This is a genomic window from Flavobacterium pasteuri (genome assembly GCF_048286615.1).
Lineage (GTDB): Bacteria > Bacteroidota > Bacteroidia > Flavobacteriales > Flavobacteriaceae > Flavobacterium.
Genome location: NZ_JBLVPN010000004.1, coordinates 155,174 through 175,273 on the forward strand (window position 1 = coordinate 155,174; position 20,100 = coordinate 175,273).

The 20,100-nt window shown below is 30.0% G+C and carries 17 protein-coding genes; all 17 read left to right on the forward strand.

Going from position 1 to position 20,100, the window contains the following annotated elements:
• Positions 1–9 precede the first annotated feature (9 nt).
• The 17 genes from ACNQF6_RS07690 to ACNQF6_RS07770 all read left to right on the forward strand — a co-directional run bounded on the left by ACNQF6_RS07690 (position 10) and on the right by ACNQF6_RS07770 (position 20,089).
• Positions 10–2,382 (forward strand): GumC family protein, encoded by a 2,373-nt coding sequence (locus ACNQF6_RS07690; RefSeq protein WP_417964722.1) that lies wholly within the window; start codon positions 10–12, stop codon positions 2,380–2,382.
• 406 nt (positions 2,383–2,788) lie between these two features.
• Positions 2,789–5,215: an SLBB domain-containing protein gene (locus ACNQF6_RS07695; RefSeq protein ID WP_417964724.1), complete on the forward strand. Its 2,427-nt coding sequence runs from the start codon at positions 2,789–2,791 to the stop codon at positions 5,213–5,215.
• A 137-nt stretch (positions 5,216–5,352) separates the two neighbouring features.
• Positions 5,353–6,414 carry a Wzz/FepE/Etk N-terminal domain-containing protein gene (locus ACNQF6_RS07700; RefSeq protein WP_417964726.1) on the forward strand — a complete coding sequence of 354 codons (1,062 nt, stop codon included), beginning with the start codon at positions 5,353–5,355 and terminating at the stop codon, positions 6,412–6,414.
• Between the two features lie 50 nt (positions 6,415–6,464).
• A complete protein-coding gene (locus tag ACNQF6_RS07705; RefSeq protein WP_417964728.1) occupies positions 6,465–7,301 on the forward strand; it encodes an NAD-dependent epimerase/dehydratase family protein in 837 nt (278 codons plus the stop codon).
• Positions 7,283–8,257, forward strand: coding sequence for an ATP-grasp domain-containing protein (locus ACNQF6_RS07710; RefSeq protein WP_417964730.1), 975 nt, complete (start codon positions 7,283–7,285; stop codon positions 8,255–8,257). The genes ACNQF6_RS07705 and ACNQF6_RS07710 overlap by 19 nt, the downstream gene beginning before the upstream one ends.
• A gap of 7 nt (positions 8,258–8,264) precedes the next feature.
• Positions 8,265–8,900: an HAD family hydrolase gene (locus ACNQF6_RS07715; RefSeq protein ID WP_417964732.1), complete on the forward strand. Its 636-nt coding sequence runs from the start codon at positions 8,265–8,267 to the stop codon at positions 8,898–8,900.
• A complete protein-coding gene (locus tag ACNQF6_RS07720; protein ID WP_417964734.1) occupies positions 8,900–9,529 on the forward strand; it encodes an acetyltransferase in 630 nt (209 codons plus the stop codon). The genes ACNQF6_RS07715 and ACNQF6_RS07720 overlap by 1 nt, the downstream gene beginning before the upstream one ends.
• A gap of 32 nt (positions 9,530–9,561) precedes the next feature.
• Positions 9,562–10,698: a dTDP-4-amino-4,6-dideoxygalactose transaminase gene (gene rffA / locus ACNQF6_RS07725; protein ID WP_417964736.1), complete on the forward strand. Its 1,137-nt coding sequence runs from the start codon at positions 9,562–9,564 to the stop codon at positions 10,696–10,698.
• Position 10,699: 1 nt separating this feature from the next.
• Positions 10,700–12,055: a lipopolysaccharide biosynthesis protein gene (locus ACNQF6_RS07730; RefSeq protein ID WP_417964738.1), complete on the forward strand. Its 1,356-nt coding sequence runs from the start codon at positions 10,700–10,702 to the stop codon at positions 12,053–12,055.
• The gene (locus tag ACNQF6_RS07735; RefSeq protein WP_417964740.1) at positions 12,036–13,340 is read left to right on the forward strand and encodes a glycosyltransferase; all 1,305 of its coding nucleotides are present in this window, start codon (positions 12,036–12,038) and stop codon (positions 13,338–13,340) included. The genes ACNQF6_RS07730 and ACNQF6_RS07735 overlap by 20 nt, the downstream gene beginning before the upstream one ends.
• Before the next feature lie 19 nt (positions 13,341–13,359).
• Positions 13,360–13,980, forward strand: a complete 621-nt coding sequence (locus ACNQF6_RS07740; protein WP_417964742.1) for a DapH/DapD/GlmU-related protein — start codon at positions 13,360–13,362, stop codon at positions 13,978–13,980.
• Complete coding sequence (locus ACNQF6_RS07745; RefSeq protein WP_282742999.1) at positions 13,980–15,074, forward strand: glycosyltransferase WbsX family protein; 1,095 nt, start codon at positions 13,980–13,982, stop codon at positions 15,072–15,074. Before ACNQF6_RS07740 ends, ACNQF6_RS07745 begins: the two co-directional genes overlap by 1 nt.
• Positions 15,075–15,088: 14 nt before the next feature.
• Entirely contained in the window at positions 15,089–16,075 is a 987-nt protein-coding gene (locus ACNQF6_RS07750) for a glycosyltransferase family 2 protein (RefSeq protein WP_417964744.1), read from the forward strand.
• A 91-nt stretch (positions 16,076–16,166) separates the two neighbouring features.
• Entirely contained in the window at positions 16,167–17,234 is a 1,068-nt protein-coding gene (locus ACNQF6_RS07755; protein WP_417964746.1) for an EpsG family protein, read from the forward strand.
• A gap of 51 nt (positions 17,235–17,285) precedes the next feature.
• Positions 17,286–18,416, forward strand: a complete 1,131-nt coding sequence (locus ACNQF6_RS07760) for a glycosyltransferase family 4 protein (protein WP_417964747.1) — start codon at positions 17,286–17,288, stop codon at positions 18,414–18,416.
• A gap of 6 nt (positions 18,417–18,422) precedes the next feature.
• The gene (locus ACNQF6_RS07765; RefSeq protein ID WP_417964749.1) at positions 18,423–19,505 is read left to right on the forward strand and encodes a glycosyltransferase family 4 protein; all 1,083 of its coding nucleotides are present in this window, start codon (positions 18,423–18,425) and stop codon (positions 19,503–19,505) included.
• A complete protein-coding gene (locus tag ACNQF6_RS07770; RefSeq protein ID WP_417964751.1) occupies positions 19,505–20,089 on the forward strand; it encodes an LbetaH domain-containing protein in 585 nt (194 codons plus the stop codon). Before ACNQF6_RS07765 ends, ACNQF6_RS07770 begins: the two co-directional genes overlap by 1 nt.
• The last annotated feature ends 11 nt before the right edge of the window (positions 20,090–20,100 follow it).

A 20,100-nucleotide genomic window follows, 5' to 3' on the forward strand; every position in this document is an offset into this window, starting at 1 on the left:
ATTTATTACATGGAAAATAATATATTAAATGAAGATTTAGAGAATGATTTTCAATTAAAAGAGATTATCAATAAATATAGTATTTATTGGAGATGGTTTGTAATTGGCGCGTGCGTCAGTTTATTATTGACTTTTTTATATTTGAGATATACAGTACCTCAATATCAGGCTTCAACCACCATTTTAGTTAAAGACGAGAAAAAAGGAGGGATGCTTTCAGAATTATCTGCTTTTGCTGATTTGGGAATGGGAGGCGGTCTAAAAAGTAATGTTGATAATGAGATTGAAATTTTAAAATCAAGGACATTAGTCGAAAGTACCGTAAAAAAGTTAAATCTTAATGTTGCCCAAATTGTTAGAGGTAATGTGGTGGATAGAGAAATTTATAAGAAAACGCCAATAGACGTTTATTTTGTTGATAAGACAAATCGATTTTATGAAAATAAAATGGTTTTAAAATATACAGCATTAACACCAAATACCTTTGAATTAGAAAATGAACTAATAAAAGATACTAATAATGTAATACTAAATAATAAAAAAGTATTTAAATATGGTGAGCTAATCCCCTCTAAATATGGTCATTTTATTATTTCGAAGTCTAAGTTTGTTGTAAGTGCTCAAGATAAGGGTATGTCCATCAGTATTGTTTTAACTCCCCTGGAGGATGTGGTTGACACTTTTAGAAAACAATTAAAAGTGGAGTCTATAAGTAAGACGAGCAGTGTAGTAGAAATTTCTATTACCAATCCAGTTATAAAAAAAGCAGAAGCATTTTTGGATAATATGATTCAAATTTATAATGATGATGCCGCTGCAGATAAAAACTTTATTTCAGAAAACACTTCTTTGTTTATTGCGGATCGACTGAAATTAATTACTCAAGAGTTGGACGGTGTAGAACAGGATGTGGAAAGTTTTAAAAAATCCAATAACCTGACTGATATAGAGACAGAGGCTAAACTTTTTATAGAGGGTTCTAGTGAGTATGATAAAAAAGGGGTCGAAACTGAAATTCAGTTAAATGTGGTAGCTTCTATGCTGGACTATATGAAAAAAAGCTCTAGTTCAGACTTGTTACCCAGTAATGTTATTTCAGCTGATGGAGATGCCTCTGGGTTAATTAGTTCCTACAATAAATTGGTTTTAGATAGAAATCGTATTTTAAAATCAGCTACAGCTGAAAATCCATCAGTAGTTAAAATGGATCAGCAAATAGCGTCTTTGAAATCTACTGTTACTGCAAGTTTGCAAAGACTAAAATCTACTTTAAGTATTCAAAAAAGAGATTTAAATTCGAATGAAGGTATTTTGAATGCTAAAATTGGAAAGATACCTGTACAAGAGCGTCAGTTTAGAGTTATTGCCAGACAGCAAAAAGTAAAAGAAGAATTGTATTTATATTTATTACAAAAAAGAGAAGAGACCGCTATTTCTTTGTCTGCAACAGAACCAAATGCACGAGTGATAGATGCTGCTAAAGCGGGGAAACGACCTGTTTCTCCTAAGAAAAATATCATTTATTTGGCAGGCTTGTTGTTCGGATTGTTAGTCCCATTTGGTGTTATATACACTAAAGACTTATTGGATACAAAAATAAAAAGTCGTTTAGATCTTGATGGGAAAACATTAATTCCATTTATAGGTGATGTTCCTACCTCTGATAATCCCTCAGAAATCATGAAGTCAGAGAGCAGAACTAGTTCTGCTGAGGCTTTACGTATTATCAGGACTAATCTTGAGTTTATGGTCAGTAAAGTTCCTGATGCATTGGCTAAAACTATTTTTTTAACGTCTACTTTTCCTAAAGAAGGAAAAACTTTTGTGTCAGTTAATCTGGCAGCTACGTTTGCATTGTCTGGAAAAAAAGTATTGTTGATAGGTTTAGATATCAGAAATCCAAGATTGGATGAATATCTAAATTTACCGGATCGTGGTGTTACTAATTATTTATCTTCAAAAGATTTACAGCTTAGTGATTTAATTGTAAAACAGGATGGTTTTGAAGATTTTCATGTTTTACCTGCAGGTGTAATCCCGCCTAATCCCGCAGAACTATTAATGAATAAGAAAGTAGAGACTCTTTTTAATACTTTAAAAAGCCAGTATGATTATATTATTGTGGATACTGCTCCTGTGAGTTTGGTTACAGATACTTTATTGATTGCCAAACATGCGGATTGCTTTATTTATGTAGCTCGCGCTAATTTTTTAGAAAAGCGTATGCTAACTATTCCAAATACATTGTTTAAAGAGCAAAAATTGCCTAATATGTGTTTGTTGCTTAATGATACCGATTCAACAAAAGGATATGGTTATGGATATGGTTATGGTGTAAAAGTAGAAAAAGAACCTTGGTATAAAAAAATATTGAAGTTATAGCATTACAAACTTTTTAAATAAAGAGGAAAAAGTTTACTTGATATTTTTATTTTGTAAACTTTTTTTTATTTAATACCATTTTTTCTTATGGAATTCACGGATTTTTGCCATATAAAAGCAATTGTTCTTATTTTCGCAAAAGAAAGTAAGATTGTCGTACGGTACTTTAGTTAAAATCAATCAAATGACTTTTTTGATTTACATTTCCTACCGAAACTATAGATTTTACTATAATTTTACTCTAGCTTTGTAGAAATTTAAAAAAAAAAGGGTAGGTCTATTATGTGACTTACTCCTGCGTAGCTGTGCGTACTTTTTAATACTAACAAATTGGATATATTTTTATTAAAAAAAAATATGCAGTTAACAGATTAGGAATTTAATACAATTAAATTTTATAATAGACATGAAAAAAATAATTATTGCTCTTGTATTGTTTGTAGCTCTTTTTCAATCCTCAACCTTGATGGCGCAAGATTTACTTAAAAGTTCTGATTTAAGTACTCTGAAAGTAGATTATTTGTCGGATAGTGATATTGCAAAAGTAAAATCACAGCTATTAAAAAATAATATGACAGTAGAGCAAGCGGAGCCTATGGTCTTAGCTAAAGGAATGCCTGCAAGTGAATTTGCTAAGTTAAAATTGCGTTTACAGGGAGATTCGAGCTTGTCAAGTCTTGATAAAAAGGAAGGCGTAAATGATGAAATTGAAACAAAAGAGCTCACCAGAAAGCAAGAAAAAATAGTTAATACTAAAGTAAAAGATACTATTAATGCATTAGTTTTTGGGTCTGAACTTTTTGACAATCCTACTTTAAATTTTGAGCCTAATTTAAAATTAGCAACACCAGTAAACTATGTTTTAGGTCCTGGAGATGAATTACAGATCAGTGTATATGGCATACAGGAGTTTAATGCCAGTGTACCTGTCACTATTGAAGGTAAAGTAAATATTCAATATGTTGGTCAAATTCCAGTATCTGGAATGACAATTGAAGCGGCTACACAGAAAATAAAAGGTGCTATAGCTAGAGTGTATAGTACAGTTGCTTCAGGACAATCTCAAGTTGGTGTAAGTTTAAGTCGTATCAGAACCATTAGAGTGACCATAATTGGCAGTAGACAGCCAGGTAATTATTCAATATCTTCATTGGCAACGGTTTATAATGCTTTGTTTTTAGGAGGAGGTCCGGGTAAAAATGGGAGTTATAGAAATATAGAATTGTTAAGAGATAATAAAGTATACAGAAACATTGATATTTATCGTTTTCTTGTAAATGGAAACCAATCCGATAATGTGGGCTTAAAGGATAATGATGTTATCAGAATTCCAGCATACAACCAACGCGTTACTGTTGAAGGGCAGGTAAAACGTCCAGGTGTTTTTGAGATGAAAAAGGGGGAGACATTTTCTGATTTACTATCCTTTGCCTCTGGTTTTAATGAATCTGCTTATACTGCCTCTGTAAATGTATTGCAAAAAACAGATAAAGAATTTAAAGTAACAGATATTAATAGTCCAGAGTTTACTACTTATAAACCACTTTCTGGTGATGTTTTTAGAGTATCTAAAATTTTAAATCGATTTGAAAACCGTATTAAAATTGAAGGAGCTGTTTTTAGACCTGATACCTATTCTTTTTATGAAGGTATGCGAATTTCTGATTTGATTACTAAAGCTGACGGCTTGAAAGAGGACGCATATAGCAATAGAGCGAGAATCATTCGATTACAATCTGATTTGACAACAGAAATTGTAAATATCAATTTGACTAAGGCCTTAGCGGGTGACCTTGCAGCAGATGTTCCTTTAAAAAGAGAGGATATAGTAACTGTATATTCTATTTTAGATTTTGTAGAGGAATATAAAATAACAATTGACGGTGAGATAAAAAACCCAGGGGTTTATGATTATTATCAGAATTTGACACTAAATGATTTATTTGTACAAGCTGGAGGCTTGACAGGATCTGCTTCAAAAAGAGTAGAGGTAGCCCGAATGATTATGTCAGAAGAGATTGATGATGCTGACCCTAGTAAAGCATTATTATTTAATATTGAAATTACGGCTAATGATAATGAGCAATTGAAAAATTTTGAATTGCAACCTTTTGATGTAGTGAATATCCGTAAAATGGCGGTTTATGAAAAACCGGAATCGGTTACTATTAGTGGTGCCGTAAATTATGCAGGTAAATATGTTTTAGTAAACAAGAAAGACAGAGTGTATGATATAGTGCAGCGAGCTGGCGGTTTGACTTCTTTGGCAAACATTGAAGGAGTTAAAATTAAACGACCAATTCAAGCGAAGCAAATCGAAGAACTTGAAAATGTAAATCTGAATTTGGGTAAACAAGATAGTATCAAAAAAAAGTTGACTAAAAAATTAAAAGAGGATTTGAAGTTTGCTATCATACCAGTAGATTGGAAATCGATTGTTAAAAATCCAAAAAGCAGTACGAATGTTACCTTGTTTGCTGGAGATGAAATTGAAGTTGCAGCTTTTAATGAAGGTGTAAAAGTTACCGGAAATGTACTATTGACTTCTGAGATTCCTTATGAAAAAGGTAAAGGATTTGGTTATTACTTAAGTGCTGTTGGCGGAGTGGACAATAAAGGTTGGAAGAGAAAATCCTATATTATTTATCCAAATGGGAAAGCGGCAGTAGCACATTCATTCCTATTTATTAGATCCTATCCTAAAGTAACACCGGGATCTCAAATTATAATTCCTGAAAAACCAGAAACGAGGAAGATGGGTACGGGTGAGTTTGTAAGTATAGCTGGTGTTTTGGCCAGTTTAGCAGGAGTTATTATTGCTATATTGAGATAATAAGCAGTAATCAGTGTTCAGTGAGTGTTAAATAGGAAGAAGTTTTTGTCCAGTGTATTCTATCTATCGCCCATCGAAACGTGATAATGAACCTCGAAAATGCCTAACGAAAATTGACCATCGAATAACAAAAATATATGAACGAAAAACATGCTAAAGACGAAATATCGTTAAAAGAACTTATTGAAAAAGGAAAGGAATGGTTTTCTTATTTGCTTTCGCAATGGAAGGTTATTGTTTTGGCGGGGGTTATAGGCGCGGGATTAGGTCTTGCCTATTCTTTTAGTAAAAAACCAGTCTACACGGCCAGTTTGTCTTTTGCTTTGGAAGACGAAAAAGGCGGCGGTGGTTTGGGGAGTGCCCTTGGATTGGCAAGTTCGCTTGGATTAGATCTTGGTGGTGGAGGAGGTAGCATTTTTACCGGCTCTAATTTGACGGAGTTGTTCAAGTCCCGTGCAATGGTAGAACAGACGTTGTTGAGTCCCGTCATTGTTGACGGAAAGTCTATATCCTTGGCGGAGATGTATATTCAGAATAATGGATGGAGAGACCAATGGAATGATACACCAAAATTTAAGGCTATTCAGTTTTTACCCGATACTAAGAGAAAGTATTTTACCCGAGTCCATGACAGTATTTTAGGGGTTATGTATCAAAATTTGTCTCAAAGCGGATTGGTAGTGGGACAAAAAGATAAAAAAATAGCAATCATTACAATTGATGTGTCTTCAACTAATGAATTGTTTTCTAAATATTTTACTGAATCTTTGGTCAAAGAAGTATCCGATTTTTATGTCATGACAAAAAGTAAAAAAGCACGTGAGAATATGGATATTTTGGAACGTCAAACCGATTCTATTCGTGGGGCACTCAATGGTGCCATTACCGGTGTTGCTGTTGCTAATGATAATACTTTTGGATTGAATCCTGCCATGAATGTGCGCCGAGCTCCTTCTGCACGCAGACAGGTGGATGTTCAGGCCAATACTGCGATATTAACCGAGTTAGTTAAACAAACTGAACTAGCCAAAGTTACTTTGCGTAAAGAAACCCCATTAATTCAAGTTATTGATCAACCTATTTTGCCTTTGAAGAAAGAAAAGTTTGGTAAGGCAAAAGGTATTATACTAGGCGGGGTTTTAGCGGGTTTTTTGATTGTGTCTTTTTTGATTGGAAGAAAGATATTAAAACAACTGTAATATTATTATTTTGATATTACTGCTCTTAATTAATTTTTAATAGCTTATAAGTGAAAATTCTAATTACTGGTATTAAAGGTTTTTTAGGTATAAATCTAATAGAAAAATTAGATAAGCATGAAGTATTTGGATTAGGAACTCAAGAGGAAACCGTAGGTAAAATTCAAGTCTTTAACTCTAACGATTTAGATAAATTAGAGCAAGATTTTGATTTAGTTATCATTTGTCATGCAGCTGTTGAATCTGGAACCACTACTCTTTCAAATGATAATTTATTTAATGTAAATGTTTCATTGACAGAAAGAATAATTTATAAATTCAACAATGCTTTTATAATATACATATCTACAACATCTGTATATGATTTCAATTTTGACTTTATAACAGAAACTTCAAATATTAATCCTCAGTCAAATTATTCCTTGTCTAAATTATGGGGTGAAAAAATAGCTTCAATCAACAAAAAAACAGTAATCCTACGATTATCTTCAATGTTCGGAATAGGAATGAAAGAGAATACTTTAATTCCTAATTATGTAAATCAAGCTTTAAATGGTGGTATAATTGAAGTATGGGGAAAAGGGGATAGACTTCAAAACTATGTTCATGTTGATGATGTTATTCAATATATTGATTTAATAATACAAAATAAAGAAAACTTATACGGCAAAATACTTTTGGGTGTTTCTAAGAAACAGTATTCAAATTTAGAAATTGCACACATTATATTAAACTATACAAAAGGAAAAATTAAATTTGTTAATGAAGATAATTCTAAATCTTTTTGTTACAATAATAATTATACTAGAAATCTTTTAAATTGGAAATCTCAAATAGAAATAGAAGATAGATTAAAAAAATATATTGAATGGAAAAAAAAATATTAGTTACCGGGATTGGTGGAAATGTTGGACAAGGTATTCTAAGGAATATTAGAGATTGTTTTCCGGAAGTAATAATTGTAGGAGTTGATATTGCAATTTTTACCTCGGGAAATTTCCTATGTGATAAAACTTTTCAAGTTCCTTATTCTTATGAGGATAATTATATTAAAGTTATTCAAAGTATTGTTGAAGAAGAAAAAATCGATTTAATTATACCTTCTACGGATTATGAAGTTTATTATTTAGCTTTGAGCAAATGCGCTTTAAAAACTAATGTTGTTGTCAGTGACTATCAAATTGCAAAAATATACTTAGATAAGTACGAAACCTTTTTACATCATAGCAAACATAATATACCTTTTGCAAAGTCATGGTTGCCAAAAGACTATGATTTTTCTGAAAAGGAAATTATAGCAAAACCAAGAGAAGGAAGAGGATCAAGAGGAATTTTGATAAATCCTTTGAATCCCTCAGAATTACCAGAAGGGTATATGATTCAACCCTTGGTAAAAGGGAAGGAAATTACTACTGCAGTCTATGTCACAAAAGAAAACTTTCTTCATTCTATTTTCACAATGGAAAGGGAATTATCTAATGGTACTACTTCTAAGTCTAAAGTTATATTCGATTATGACAATGATTTGAGGATAATAATTCAAAAAATGATAGACTTAGGAGGTTTAAAGGGAAGTTTCAATTTACAATCTATAGTTACAATAACTGGAGAAATAATTCCATTTGAAGTAAATTGCAGAATTTCCGGTACAAATTCAATACGGCATAACTTAGGTTTTCAAGATGTTAAATATGCTGTTCAAGAATATTTATTTGATATTAAACCAGATGAAGCAAAACCAATTAAAGGAATTGCGACTCGTATTTTGCTTGATGTTGTTTATCCTGAAGCTGAGGATGAAAATAATCTCAATAATAAATTTTCACAACACGTTTTATATTAAATAGATAATGATTAAATATATTTTCTTTGATGTTTCTGGAACTATTTTAGGGAAACCAATTTTATTTCAGAAAATTAATGAGGCTTTAAATACCTTTGGGTACATAATTTCGCTTGATGAAATAAAATATAAACATAAATTGTTGTCAGAAATTATTCATTTCCCAGATAGAACAGATGTTGAATTTTATAATTATTTTAATGCCGAACTTCTCCGTTTATTAGGTGTTATTCCAACAGAGGAATTATTGTCAGCCATTTTTGAAAGCTGTACTTATTTACCTTGGGAAAAATTTGAAGACTCCAAAGTTTTGACCGAAATTGAAATTCCAATCGGAGTAATTTCAAATTTTAATGGCACCTTAAAAGATAAATTGAATCAATTTTTCGGCCCTGTTTTTAAAGATATTCTTGTTTCTGAAGAATTAGGAATTGCGAAGCCTAAAATTGGATTTTATCAGAAGGCTTTAGATACAATTGGTTATGATGCCAGTGAGATCTTGTATATTGGAGATTCGATGAAATTAGATATTGAGCCGGCAAGCCAATTAGGTATCAAGAGTTTATTAATAGATCGTGATGATTTTTATCAGAAATCAAGTTATAAAATCAGCAGTCTTAATGAAATTTTAAAGTATATTTAATGAAATCACTTGCAATAATTGGTTGTGGTGACTTAGGTCAGCAAATTGCTTATTATGCCATTTCTGACAATCATTATGATAAAGTAATCTTTTTTGATGACTTTTCAACTAGTAAAACAGTAAATGGATTTTTAATAGCCGGTAATTCTGATTGTGTTGAAAAAGAATTTTTGCTTAAGAGTTTTGATGAATTAATTATTGGTATAGGATATAAACATTTAGAAATCAGAAAAAAAATGTATGAGAGATTTGATGGAAAAATTCCATTTGGAAAAATTATACATTCATCTTCCTGGTTAGATAAAAGCTCAAAAATTGGTTTTGGATGTGTCATTTATCCCAGATGCAGTATTGATGCAAATGTTGTCATAGAAAATAATATAATAATTAACATAGGATGTACTGTAGCACATGATACAAGAATACAAAACCATTGTTTTCTTTCTCCAAGAGTGGCTTTAGCAGGTTTTATAGATGTTGAAGAACAATGTGTTTTAGGAATTAATTCTACAATTATTGATAATATAAAAATTATCGCAAAAACACAAATTGGCGGAGGGACAGTTGTAATAAAAAGTATTGAGAAACCGGGGTTATATGTTGGTAATCCAATGAAATTTGTAAGATAAAATTATAATTTAATTTATACAGTATTAAGAGAATGATACCATTTAATAAGCCTTATCTAACAGGTAAAGAAACACACTATATTTATGATGCTGTAAATTCTGGAAAAATTTCCGGAAATGGTAAGTATACTCAAAAATGTCAATCTTTTTTTGAATCTAAATATGGTTTTAAAAAATGTTTATTGACAACATCTTGTACAGATGCACTAGAGATGGCTGCTATTTTAGCTGACATTAAAGAAGGAGATGAAGTAATTGTGCCAAGTTTTACATTTGTTTCTACTGCGATTGCATTTATTCGTCAGGGGGCAAAAATTGTCTTCGCAGATTCCTATAGCGATAATCCAAATATTGATGCTGATAAAATTGAAGTATTGATAACTGATAAAACAAGAGCAATCGTGCCTGTTCATTATGCAGGTGCTTCTTGTGATATGGACAAGATCATGGAACTTGCCAGTAAATATAACCTACTAGTTATTGAAGATGCAGCACAAGCAATTGATAGTTTCTATATTGGAAAAGATGGTGTTAAACGGGCATTGGGATCTATTGGGCATCTGGCTGCTTTCTCCTTTCATGAAACAAAAAACATTATATCTGGTGAAGGAGGAATGTTAACTATTAATGATGAAAGATTTATACATAGAGCAGAAATAATTTGGGAGAAAGGAACAAATAGAGCTGAGTTTTTTAGAGGAGAAGTAAATAAATATGGATGGGTTGATACTGGATCATCATTTTTACCTTCTGAAATTATAGCAGCTTTTCTTTGGGCTCAAATTGAAAATTTAGACTCTATACAACAAAAAAGAGTCATGCTCTGGTCTTACTATTTTTCAGAGATTAGTAAATTGGAAATAGATGCTTTTAAATTGCCAATTGTGCCCGAGTTTGCTACAAACAATGGGCATATGTTTTATTTGACATGTTTAGATGGAAGCGTGCGTGAAAAGTTAATACAAAGTCTTAAAGAAGAAGGTTTCCATGCAGTGTTTCATTACCTATCTTTGCATTCTAGTGAATTCTATAAAGATAAACATGATAAAAGAGAACTTTTAAACTCAGATCATTATACAGATTGCTTAGTTCGTTTACCACTTTATTTTGAATTAGAGCAAAATGATTTGGATGCTATTGTACAATGTATAAAGAATAATTTTAAATAAAGTGAGTTTAAAAATTGAATCTTTATTACGTTATTTTAAAAATGAAGACCGATCAAAAAATATTCAAGCTAATGTTATAGGTTCTATAATATTAAAAGGAATAAGTATTTTTCTTAGCCTTTTAATAGTACCAATAACTATAAATTATATCTCACCTTATCAATATGGGGTATGGATCACTATATCTTCTATCATTGGGTGGTTAAGCTTTTTTGATATTGGATTTGGAAATGGACTTAAAAATAAATTTGTTGAAGCCGTCACTCATGGTAAAATAAAACTAGCGAGAATTTATGTAAGTACAACTTATTCAATTTTAATATTAATAATTTTTGGCATTTGGTTTTTATCAGTTATACTTTCCAGATTTGTTGATTGGCCTAAATTCTTAAATGTTAAGGGAATCAATAACGAGGATTTTTTTCATATAATACTAATTGTTCTTTCAACCTTTGCGTTTCAGTTTATTTTTGGATTGATTAATACTATTTTATCAGCTCTTCATAGGCCGGTAATAACATCTCTGATAAACGTAATTAGTCAATTCTTAATTTTAGTCGGAATATTTGTATTATCTAAATTAAGCTCAGGTTCAATTATAAATCTTAGTTTATTAATAGGGCTTGTAAATACCTCAGTTCTTTTAGTTTTTTCTCTTTATTTATTTTCAACTTCGCTAAATAAATACTCACCAAAATTAAAATATGTTAGGTTTAAGTATGCCAAAGGTTTGTTAAGCTTAGGATTGAATTTTTTTATTTTGCAGATTATTTCAATCATATATTATGAAACAAATAATATTATAATAACAAAATCATTAAGTCCTCTGGATGTTACAATTTATAATCTGGCATTTAAATATGTTTCAATTATAGGAATGTTTTTTAGTATTATTTTAGCTCCTTTTTGGAGCGCATTTATAGAGGCCAGAGTGCTAAATGATTTGGCATGGATGCGATTGGAAACAAAAAAATTATATAAAGTATTTACTCTGTTCTTTTTTGGAACTATTGTACTTGTTTTTTGTTCACCATTTGCTTATAAAATATGGTTTGGAAAAAGCGTAACAGTACCGCTTCAGTTAACCATATATATGGGTATCTGGCAAATTTTTAATATGTGGAATTCATTACATTCTACTTTAATATATGGATTTGGAAAAATTAGATTACAAATAATTGCTTCAGTAACAGTTGGGATATTAAATATCCCGTTAACTATTTTTTTTTGTATGAGATGGGGTTTAAATGGAGTTGTTTTGTCGCAAATTATTCTGGCGGCTTTAATTTCATGGATCGGACCACTTCAATTGAGTACCTTATTTAATAAAAAGGCATATGGAATCTGGAATAAATAAAAAACCAAATATTCTAATTATAACCAGTTTTTTATCTAATGATAATTCTTCACAAATGATTTGGGACGTTACTAAGTCTCTTGAAGATCATTATTGTGTTGATATTTTGTCAAAATATCCAGTAAAAAAAGAGTTTTTTAATATATATTCTGCCTATAGTAATTATGAAAAATTAATTCATAGTTATTTTAATATTTTAGAAAGTAAATTTAAAAGTTTTAAAAAGAAAATAATAAAGTCTGTAGAAAAAAAAACGCTCCCATATTATTTTTTTGGAATTAATGAAGAAAATCCTCCGGTAAATCCTAAAAGGATTGTAAGTAAAATAGATAAGGAATATGATTTTATTTTAATTTTTTTTTGGCAAGGATTGTTAACTTCAAAAACGTTACAGGAAATATATAAAAAAACTAAAAAGCCTTTATTGTTAATTGCTGCTGATATGTTTCCAATGACAGGAGGATGTAGTTATTTCTGGGACTGTGACAGATTGAAAAATTCATGTGGTAAATGCCCGGGGATCTCTTCAAATAATGAAAATGATACCACAAGAAAGAATTTTTTATTTAAAAAAGAAATATTAAGTAATTTAAATTGTGTTTTTTTAGGTAATTCATGGCAAATAAATCATGCAACAAAATCAGGATTGTTCAAAAATATGGAAAAAATTTATCCTATTGTCGATGAAGATGTATTTAAGCAAAGAGATAAATTACTATTGAAACAAAAGTTTAATTATTCTAATAAGATAGTTTTATTTTTTGGAGCATTAGGTGTTAACGACCCACGCAAAGGGTTTCAATATTTATTAGACTCTTTGAAATTGCTTTCAGAATTAAGGCCGGATTTAATTAAAAATATAGTTTTGTTAGTTGCCGGAAGTGGAGATAAAGTTGAAGGCTTAGATAAATTTGAAGTAAAATACACAGGCCATCTTACATTTGATCAATTAGCAGAACATTATGCCTTGGCTGATGTTTTTCTCAGTCCTAGCATACAAGATGCCGGACCAATGATGCTTAATCAAGCTCTTATGTGTGGTACACCTGCAGTTGCATTTAAAATTGGAACAGCTTGCGATATTATAAATGAGAATACCGGATATTTAGCAAAATATAAAGACAGTAAAGACTTTTGTAACGGAATAATTCAAATAATTACTAAGTCAGATACTGAACTTCAGCAAATTTCTGAAATTTGTAGAATTCAATCGCTGGAAAGATCCTCGTATAAAGGATTTCGAAATGGAATTTTAACTTCTTTTAATAAAATTAAAAGTAACTAATTAAGTAATCAGCTTTTTAATGAAACAAAAAATATTAAACATATTTATAAATTGTGTTTCCTTTTTTTTCTCTCTTTCGAGCTCTTTAAAATTTATGGATAAATTTAATTTATTATATTCTTTATGGATTAAAAAAAATTTCAGAAAAGCAGTAAATGTAAGTGTTAGGTATCCAATATATTTAAGGGGTTCACAATATATTACCATTGGAGTTGATTTTGATTGTGATCAGAGATTAAGATTAGATGCAATTGATGAATTTCTAGGAGAAAAATTTTCTCCGGAAATTATAATAGGAAATAATGTTTCGATTCAGAAAGATTGTCACATTGGAGCTATAAATCGTGTAGTTTTAGGAAACAATGTGCTAGTAGCTAGTAAGGTTTTTATAACAGATCATTCACATGGACAAGCTACGAAAGAAGATATCCTTTTTCCACCATCACAGAGAAAATTATTCAGCAAAGGGCCGGTAATAATTGAAGATAATGTTTGGTTAGGGGAGGGTGTTGTTGTTTTGTCTGGCGTAACAATTGGAGAAAACAGCATAGTTGGTGCAAATGCAGTAGTAACGAAATCAATACCTAAAAATAGTATAGTAGGAGGTAATCCTGCCAGAATAATAAGAGAAATTAGTTGATGGAAGAAAAAAAAGCAAGAGTAATAGCGTTTTATTTACCTCAATATCATCCAATACCTGAAAATGATCAATGGTGGGGGAAGGGGTTTACGGAATGGACAAATGTTGGAAAAGCAAAATCATTTTTTAAGGGTCATTACCAACCGAGAATACCTGCAGATCTGGGATATTATGATTTGCGAGTGCCAGAGACTCGAAAAGCTCAGGCAGATATGGCAAAGGAATATGGTGTAGAAGGTTTCTGTTATTGGCATTATTGGTTTGGTAACGGAAAAAGATTAATAGAAAGGCCATTTAATGAAGTACTCTCTTCTGGGGATCCTGATTTTCCTTTTTGTTTAGCCTGGGCAAACGAAACATGGAAAGGTTTTGATCATGGATTGAAGAATAGAAATATATTAATAGAACAGCTATATCCCGGAGTTGAAGACTATACAGATCATTTTTATGCAGTTCTTCCGGCATTTAAAGATAAAAGGTATATTACCGTAAATGAGCAACCCTTATTTATGATTTATAAACCTCTAGCGATAGAAGAAATCAAGGTTTTTATGGAAACATGGAAAAAGCTTGCGGTTGAAAATGGTTTACCGGGTATATATTTTGTAGGGCATCACAATGATCTTAGAAATAGCTTAAATGATGTTATAGTTACAGGTGTAGATGCAGTGAATACAACACGACTTAATAATTATATTATTAACCATAGGTCATTTATTGAAAAAGCGATTAGCCGAATAAAAAGAATTTTTATTGGAAATGCCGCAGCTTATGCTATTCCATATAAAATAATGTCTAAATTTTTTTTAGTTAAAGAAGAAGATGTACTGCCAAATGTATTTCCTAGTATTATTCCAGGTTGGGATCATACTCCAAGAAGTGGGCGTGAAGGATTGGTGATGACAGAATCTACTCCGGAATTGTTTGAAAAACATGTGAAAGAAGCATTAGAATTAGTTCGTGATAAAGATGATGAAAATAAAATAATTTTTATCAAATCCTGGAATGAATGGGCTGAAGGTAACTATATGGAGCCTGATTTAAAATGGGGAAAAAAATATCTTGAAGCCTTTAAAAGACAAGTTGTTAAATAACCAAAAGAGAATTAATGAAAATTTCGGTTATTATACCCGTTTTTAATGCGGAGAATTATTTAAAGAGATGTTTAGATAGTGTTCTTAATCAAACACTTCGAGATATTGAGATAATTTGTATTGATGATTGTTCAGCAGACAGTTCGTTTGAAATTTTGCAGAATTTTGCAAAAATGGACTCTCGTTTAACAATTCTTAGAAATGTTAAAAACATCGGGCAAGGCCTAACAAGAAATAAAGGAATAGATTTAGCTAAGGGTGAATATATTGCTTTTGTGGATTGTGATGATTGGATAGAAACTGACATGTATCAGTCTCTTTATGAAAAAAGCGATTATGAAAAGTATGATTTAATATGCTGTAATTTAGTTTTTGATTTTCCAGGTGGCACTAAGGGAATACCAAAAATGCCTCTTTCTGAAGTTATTACACAAAAATTTCTTATTAATGAAGCACTAAATCCAACGATACAGTTTTTTTCGCCAAATTCACCTTGCGATAAAATATTCAAAAGAGAATCAATTGAAAGATTGAAACTAAGATTTGAAAGCGAACGAGTTTTTTTATATGAAGACAAACTTTTTAATTTAATATTTTTAGCTTCAAATCCATCTTTTTATTTTGAAACAAAAGTCTTTTATCACTACATGATAAGATATGGTAGTACAATGACATCTTACAAAAAAGATTTTGCACAAAAATATTTTTTGATGGATGAAAAGGTAAAAGAACTTTTGATTAATTACAATTTACTTAATGATGAACAATCTAAAAGGTTAAGTAAAAGTTTATTTGAAATAACATTTGTTTTATGTTTAAATGCATTAGTTTATAATAAATCTTTAAAAGGGAAATTCCTTGATTTTTATACTTTGATTAATGATAAAAGAATTTCGTCAAATGCAAAATTGTTTAAAATACAGGATATACCGGAATCTTCTTCAAAGCTTAAAGGTTTCGTGAAAAAAATCTGTTTTTTGATATTGAAATATTTAAAATAATTTAAGCAAACTATAAATTGATATTTATTTATTTAAAAAAATCAAAAAAGAATCTGAAATGCTTTCTTATAATGTTATTTAATAATTATGTATGTTTAGTTCAATAATATTATATAATGCATTATTGTTGTTTTCTGTATTATTTGCCTATTTGGGGGTAATAATGGAAAATAAATCCATTGGAAATTTTTTTAAAATGTGTTCGATGCTTGTTCTTATTATTCCTGCTTCGGTTAGATATGGGATAGGAACTGATTATTTTAGCTACGAGAATATATATAATAATATTATTGATGGTAAAGAAATTGAAACAGAGCCTTTTTTTTGGTTAATAAACTATATGGTTTCTATTTTTGATGGCGGCTTAAATTGGGTACTAGCAATATCATCTTTTATTTTTATTGCTTTTATATATAAAAGCTTTAATAAAGAGGTATTAGTTTTAGGTGTTTTTTTTTCTTTCTTGATGCTCTATTCGGATTCTTATAATGCTGTTAGGCAGGTTATTGCGGTGTCAATTTCTTTGTATGCGACTTCTGTTCTACTTGAAAATGATAAAAAAGCAACATTAAAGTTTTTACTATTAATTTCTTTAGGAACGTTATTTCATTTCTCTTGTATTTTTAGTGTTTTAATTTTATTACTCATACGAATTAAAATACCTCGAATTTTAAGCATTTGTATATTTATCTTCTTTTGGTTTTTTTCTCCAATTATTGCAGGTAAATTATTAACTTTTCCTCTCGTAGAAGCTTCAAAATATGCAGTTTATGCAGATATGGATGAGTTTTCTGCTTCACAGGAACTAGGGACGGGATTAGGTTTTTTATTGCAGATTTTACCTCCTTTAATTGTAGTTTTTTTTAAAGAGAAAATTTTTCAAGATGAATTTGTACAAAAATTTTACGGAAACTGTGCATTATTTCTTATAATCATAAAAATGATGGCTATCCATTTAGTAATATTATATCGATTTGTTGACAGTTTTGATTTTTTGTATGTCTTAATGATGGTAGAAATATGTAAAAATTATAAAAAATCATGGTTTAATTTGGGAGTCGCAAGTATTTCTATTTTCATAGGACTTCTGTTTTTTGAATATTTTTTAATTAAAGGAATAAATGAAATTGTTCCTTATCAAATGATTAATATTTTATAAAAAAAATCAATAAAATAATCATTAATTAGTAGTTGATATAAAAGTAGTAGAGTGAAAATTATATATTGTATTCATAGTACTTGCAATTCCGGAGGAATGGAACGTGTACTTTCTAATAAGGTTAATTATTTATCAAGTTTACCAAATTATGAGATTTTCATCATAACAACGGGCCAAAGAGGAAGACCTCATTTTTATGATATAAATCCAAGTGTTAAATGTATAGATTTAGACATCAATTATTCTGAAACGGTTATTTCTAATCCATTTAAGAGAATTTATAAGTCATTTGGGAAATATTTAAAACATAAAAATAAATTAAAAGAAATACTATTCAAGTTAAAAGCAGATATCGTTATTTCAATGTTTACTAATGATGTAAATTTTCTTTATAAGATAAAAGACGGATCTAAAAAAGTTCTTGAAATTCATTTTAGCAGAGAGTTTCGACTATTAGCAAATCGTAAAGGTATTACGAGATTACTCGATGTTTATATGACAAATTTTAACGATAAGTTAGTTGCCAAATATGATCGTTTCGTTGTTTTAACCAAACAAGATAAACAAAGTTGGAAGAATCATAAAAATATTTCAGTTATATACAATTCAGTCACAAATAGTGATAATAAGATTGTTTCCTCATTAGAAAATAAAAAAATTCTTGCAATAGGTCGTTTGTCATTTCAAAAAAATCTGGAACTATTAATCGAATTATGGAGTGAAATATCTAAAATTCACCCAGATTGGAGTTTGACAATTGTAGGAACCGGTGATTCTAAAGAATTAAAGAATAAAATAAGAATGATGAATTTAGAGAATGTAATCAATCTTGTTTCGTCAACTAATGCAATAAATGATTATTATATAAATAGCTCTTTGTATTTAATGACATCCAGATTTGAAGGTCTGCCGATGGTTTTATTGGAAGCTCAAAATTTTGGATTACCTATTGTTTCGTTAGATTGTAAATGTGGGCCAAATGAAATCATTACTGATGGTGAAGATGGTTTCTTAATTAAGATGGAAGATAGCTCTGGATTCATTAAGAAAACATCGATGTTAATTGAAAATGATTCAATGCGAAAAGAATTTGGAAAAAAAGCAAAAGTAAATTCATCAATGTTTTCAGAAAAAGTAATAATGAAACAATGGACTTCATTGTTTGAAGAATTAGTAAACTAACAAAGAATGAAAGTACTGCTTGATAATATTATTTTTTCGCTTCAAAAATCAGGAGGGGCATCTGTAGTTTGGCAGCAGCATCTTCAAAGATTGCTTTTAGATAGTGATTTTGAATCTTCTATTATTGAATTTGACAATGCTTCGGATAATCTTTTTAGAAAAGAATTAGATATTGACACTACTATAATCAAAGAATGTAATTCACGCTTTTTAGCTTTAAAAAGGTATTTAGACATTGAGAGCCAAATGAATGAAAAACACTTATTTCATTCTTCTCATTATCGACTTGATACATCTAAAAATGCAACAAACGTAACTACGGTTCATGATTTTACTTACGAGTATTTTAGAAAAGGTATTAAACAAAAAGTACATTCCTGGCAAAAATACAATGCAATAAATGGCTCAAAAGGAGTTATTTGTATTTCGAATAATACTAAAAATGATTTGCTTAAATTTCTTCCAAATTTTGATAAAAGCAAAATTCGTGTAATATATAATGGTGTAGATGAGTCTTTTAAGCCTCTTGGTTTAAATTCTAAACTTGATTTTATATCCCCGTTTGAAGAGGGAAGCTATGCGATTTATGTAGGAGATAGAAAATCACTGCATAAGAATTTTAATGTTGCTGTTGAAGCTTGTTCAATAGCTAAAATTCCACTTGTTATGATTGGAGGAGGAGTTTTAGATATTGAAGAGGAATCTTATTTAAAGCTGAAACTGAGAAATGTAGGTTTTAAATGTATTACCGGTGTTACAGCGATAAATTTGAATTTTTTTTATAACAGTGCAAAAGTCCTGTTGTATCCATCTTTATATGAAGGTTTTGGAATACCGATAGTAGAAGCTCAAAAAGCAGGATGCCCGGTAATAGCTGTAAACACATCATCAATACCTGAAGTTATAGGGAATTCTTATTTAGCATTAACCGACGCAAGTGCGGTGTTGATTGCTGAAAAAATAAAAGAAATTTCTTCAAGCGAAACTTTAGTTAGAGAATCTATAGAGATGGGATTTGAAAAAGCTAATTCTTTTAGTTGGCAGAAAACTTATGATGATACAAAAGAATTTTATAAAGATTTAGGATAATGGGAAAGTATGGTATTTTTGGTTTTTCAAAATTGCTAGTATCGGTAATTTATACTAAATTATTTTTTAGACATGCCAGATTGATTAGATTACCTTTTGATATTAGAAATAAAAACTATATCAAAATTGGACGAGGTTTTACAACCGGTTTTGGATGTAGAATTGAAGCATATCCAAAAGATAAACGTAAAGTTTTATTTATTGGAAAAAATGTGCAAATGAATGACTATGTTCATATTACAGCAATGGAAAGTGTTGTAATAGGAAACAACGTGCTTATGGCAAGTAAAATTTATATTTCTGATTGTTCACACGGCAGTTATTCTGGAAACACAAATGATAGTAATCCAGATTCAATACCAGCAGAAAGAACATTATTCTCTAAGCCAGTTGTTATCAAAGACAATGTATGGCTAGGTGAATTTGTTTCTGTTTTGCCAGGAGTTACAATAGGTAAAGGAACTATTGTTGGAGCAAATTCAGTAGTTTCAAAAAATTTGCCTGATTATGTAATTGCAGTTGGAACTCCAGCAAAACCAATAAAAAAGTATAATTTTGAAACCCAAAAATGGGAAAAAATATAAATATCGTGGAC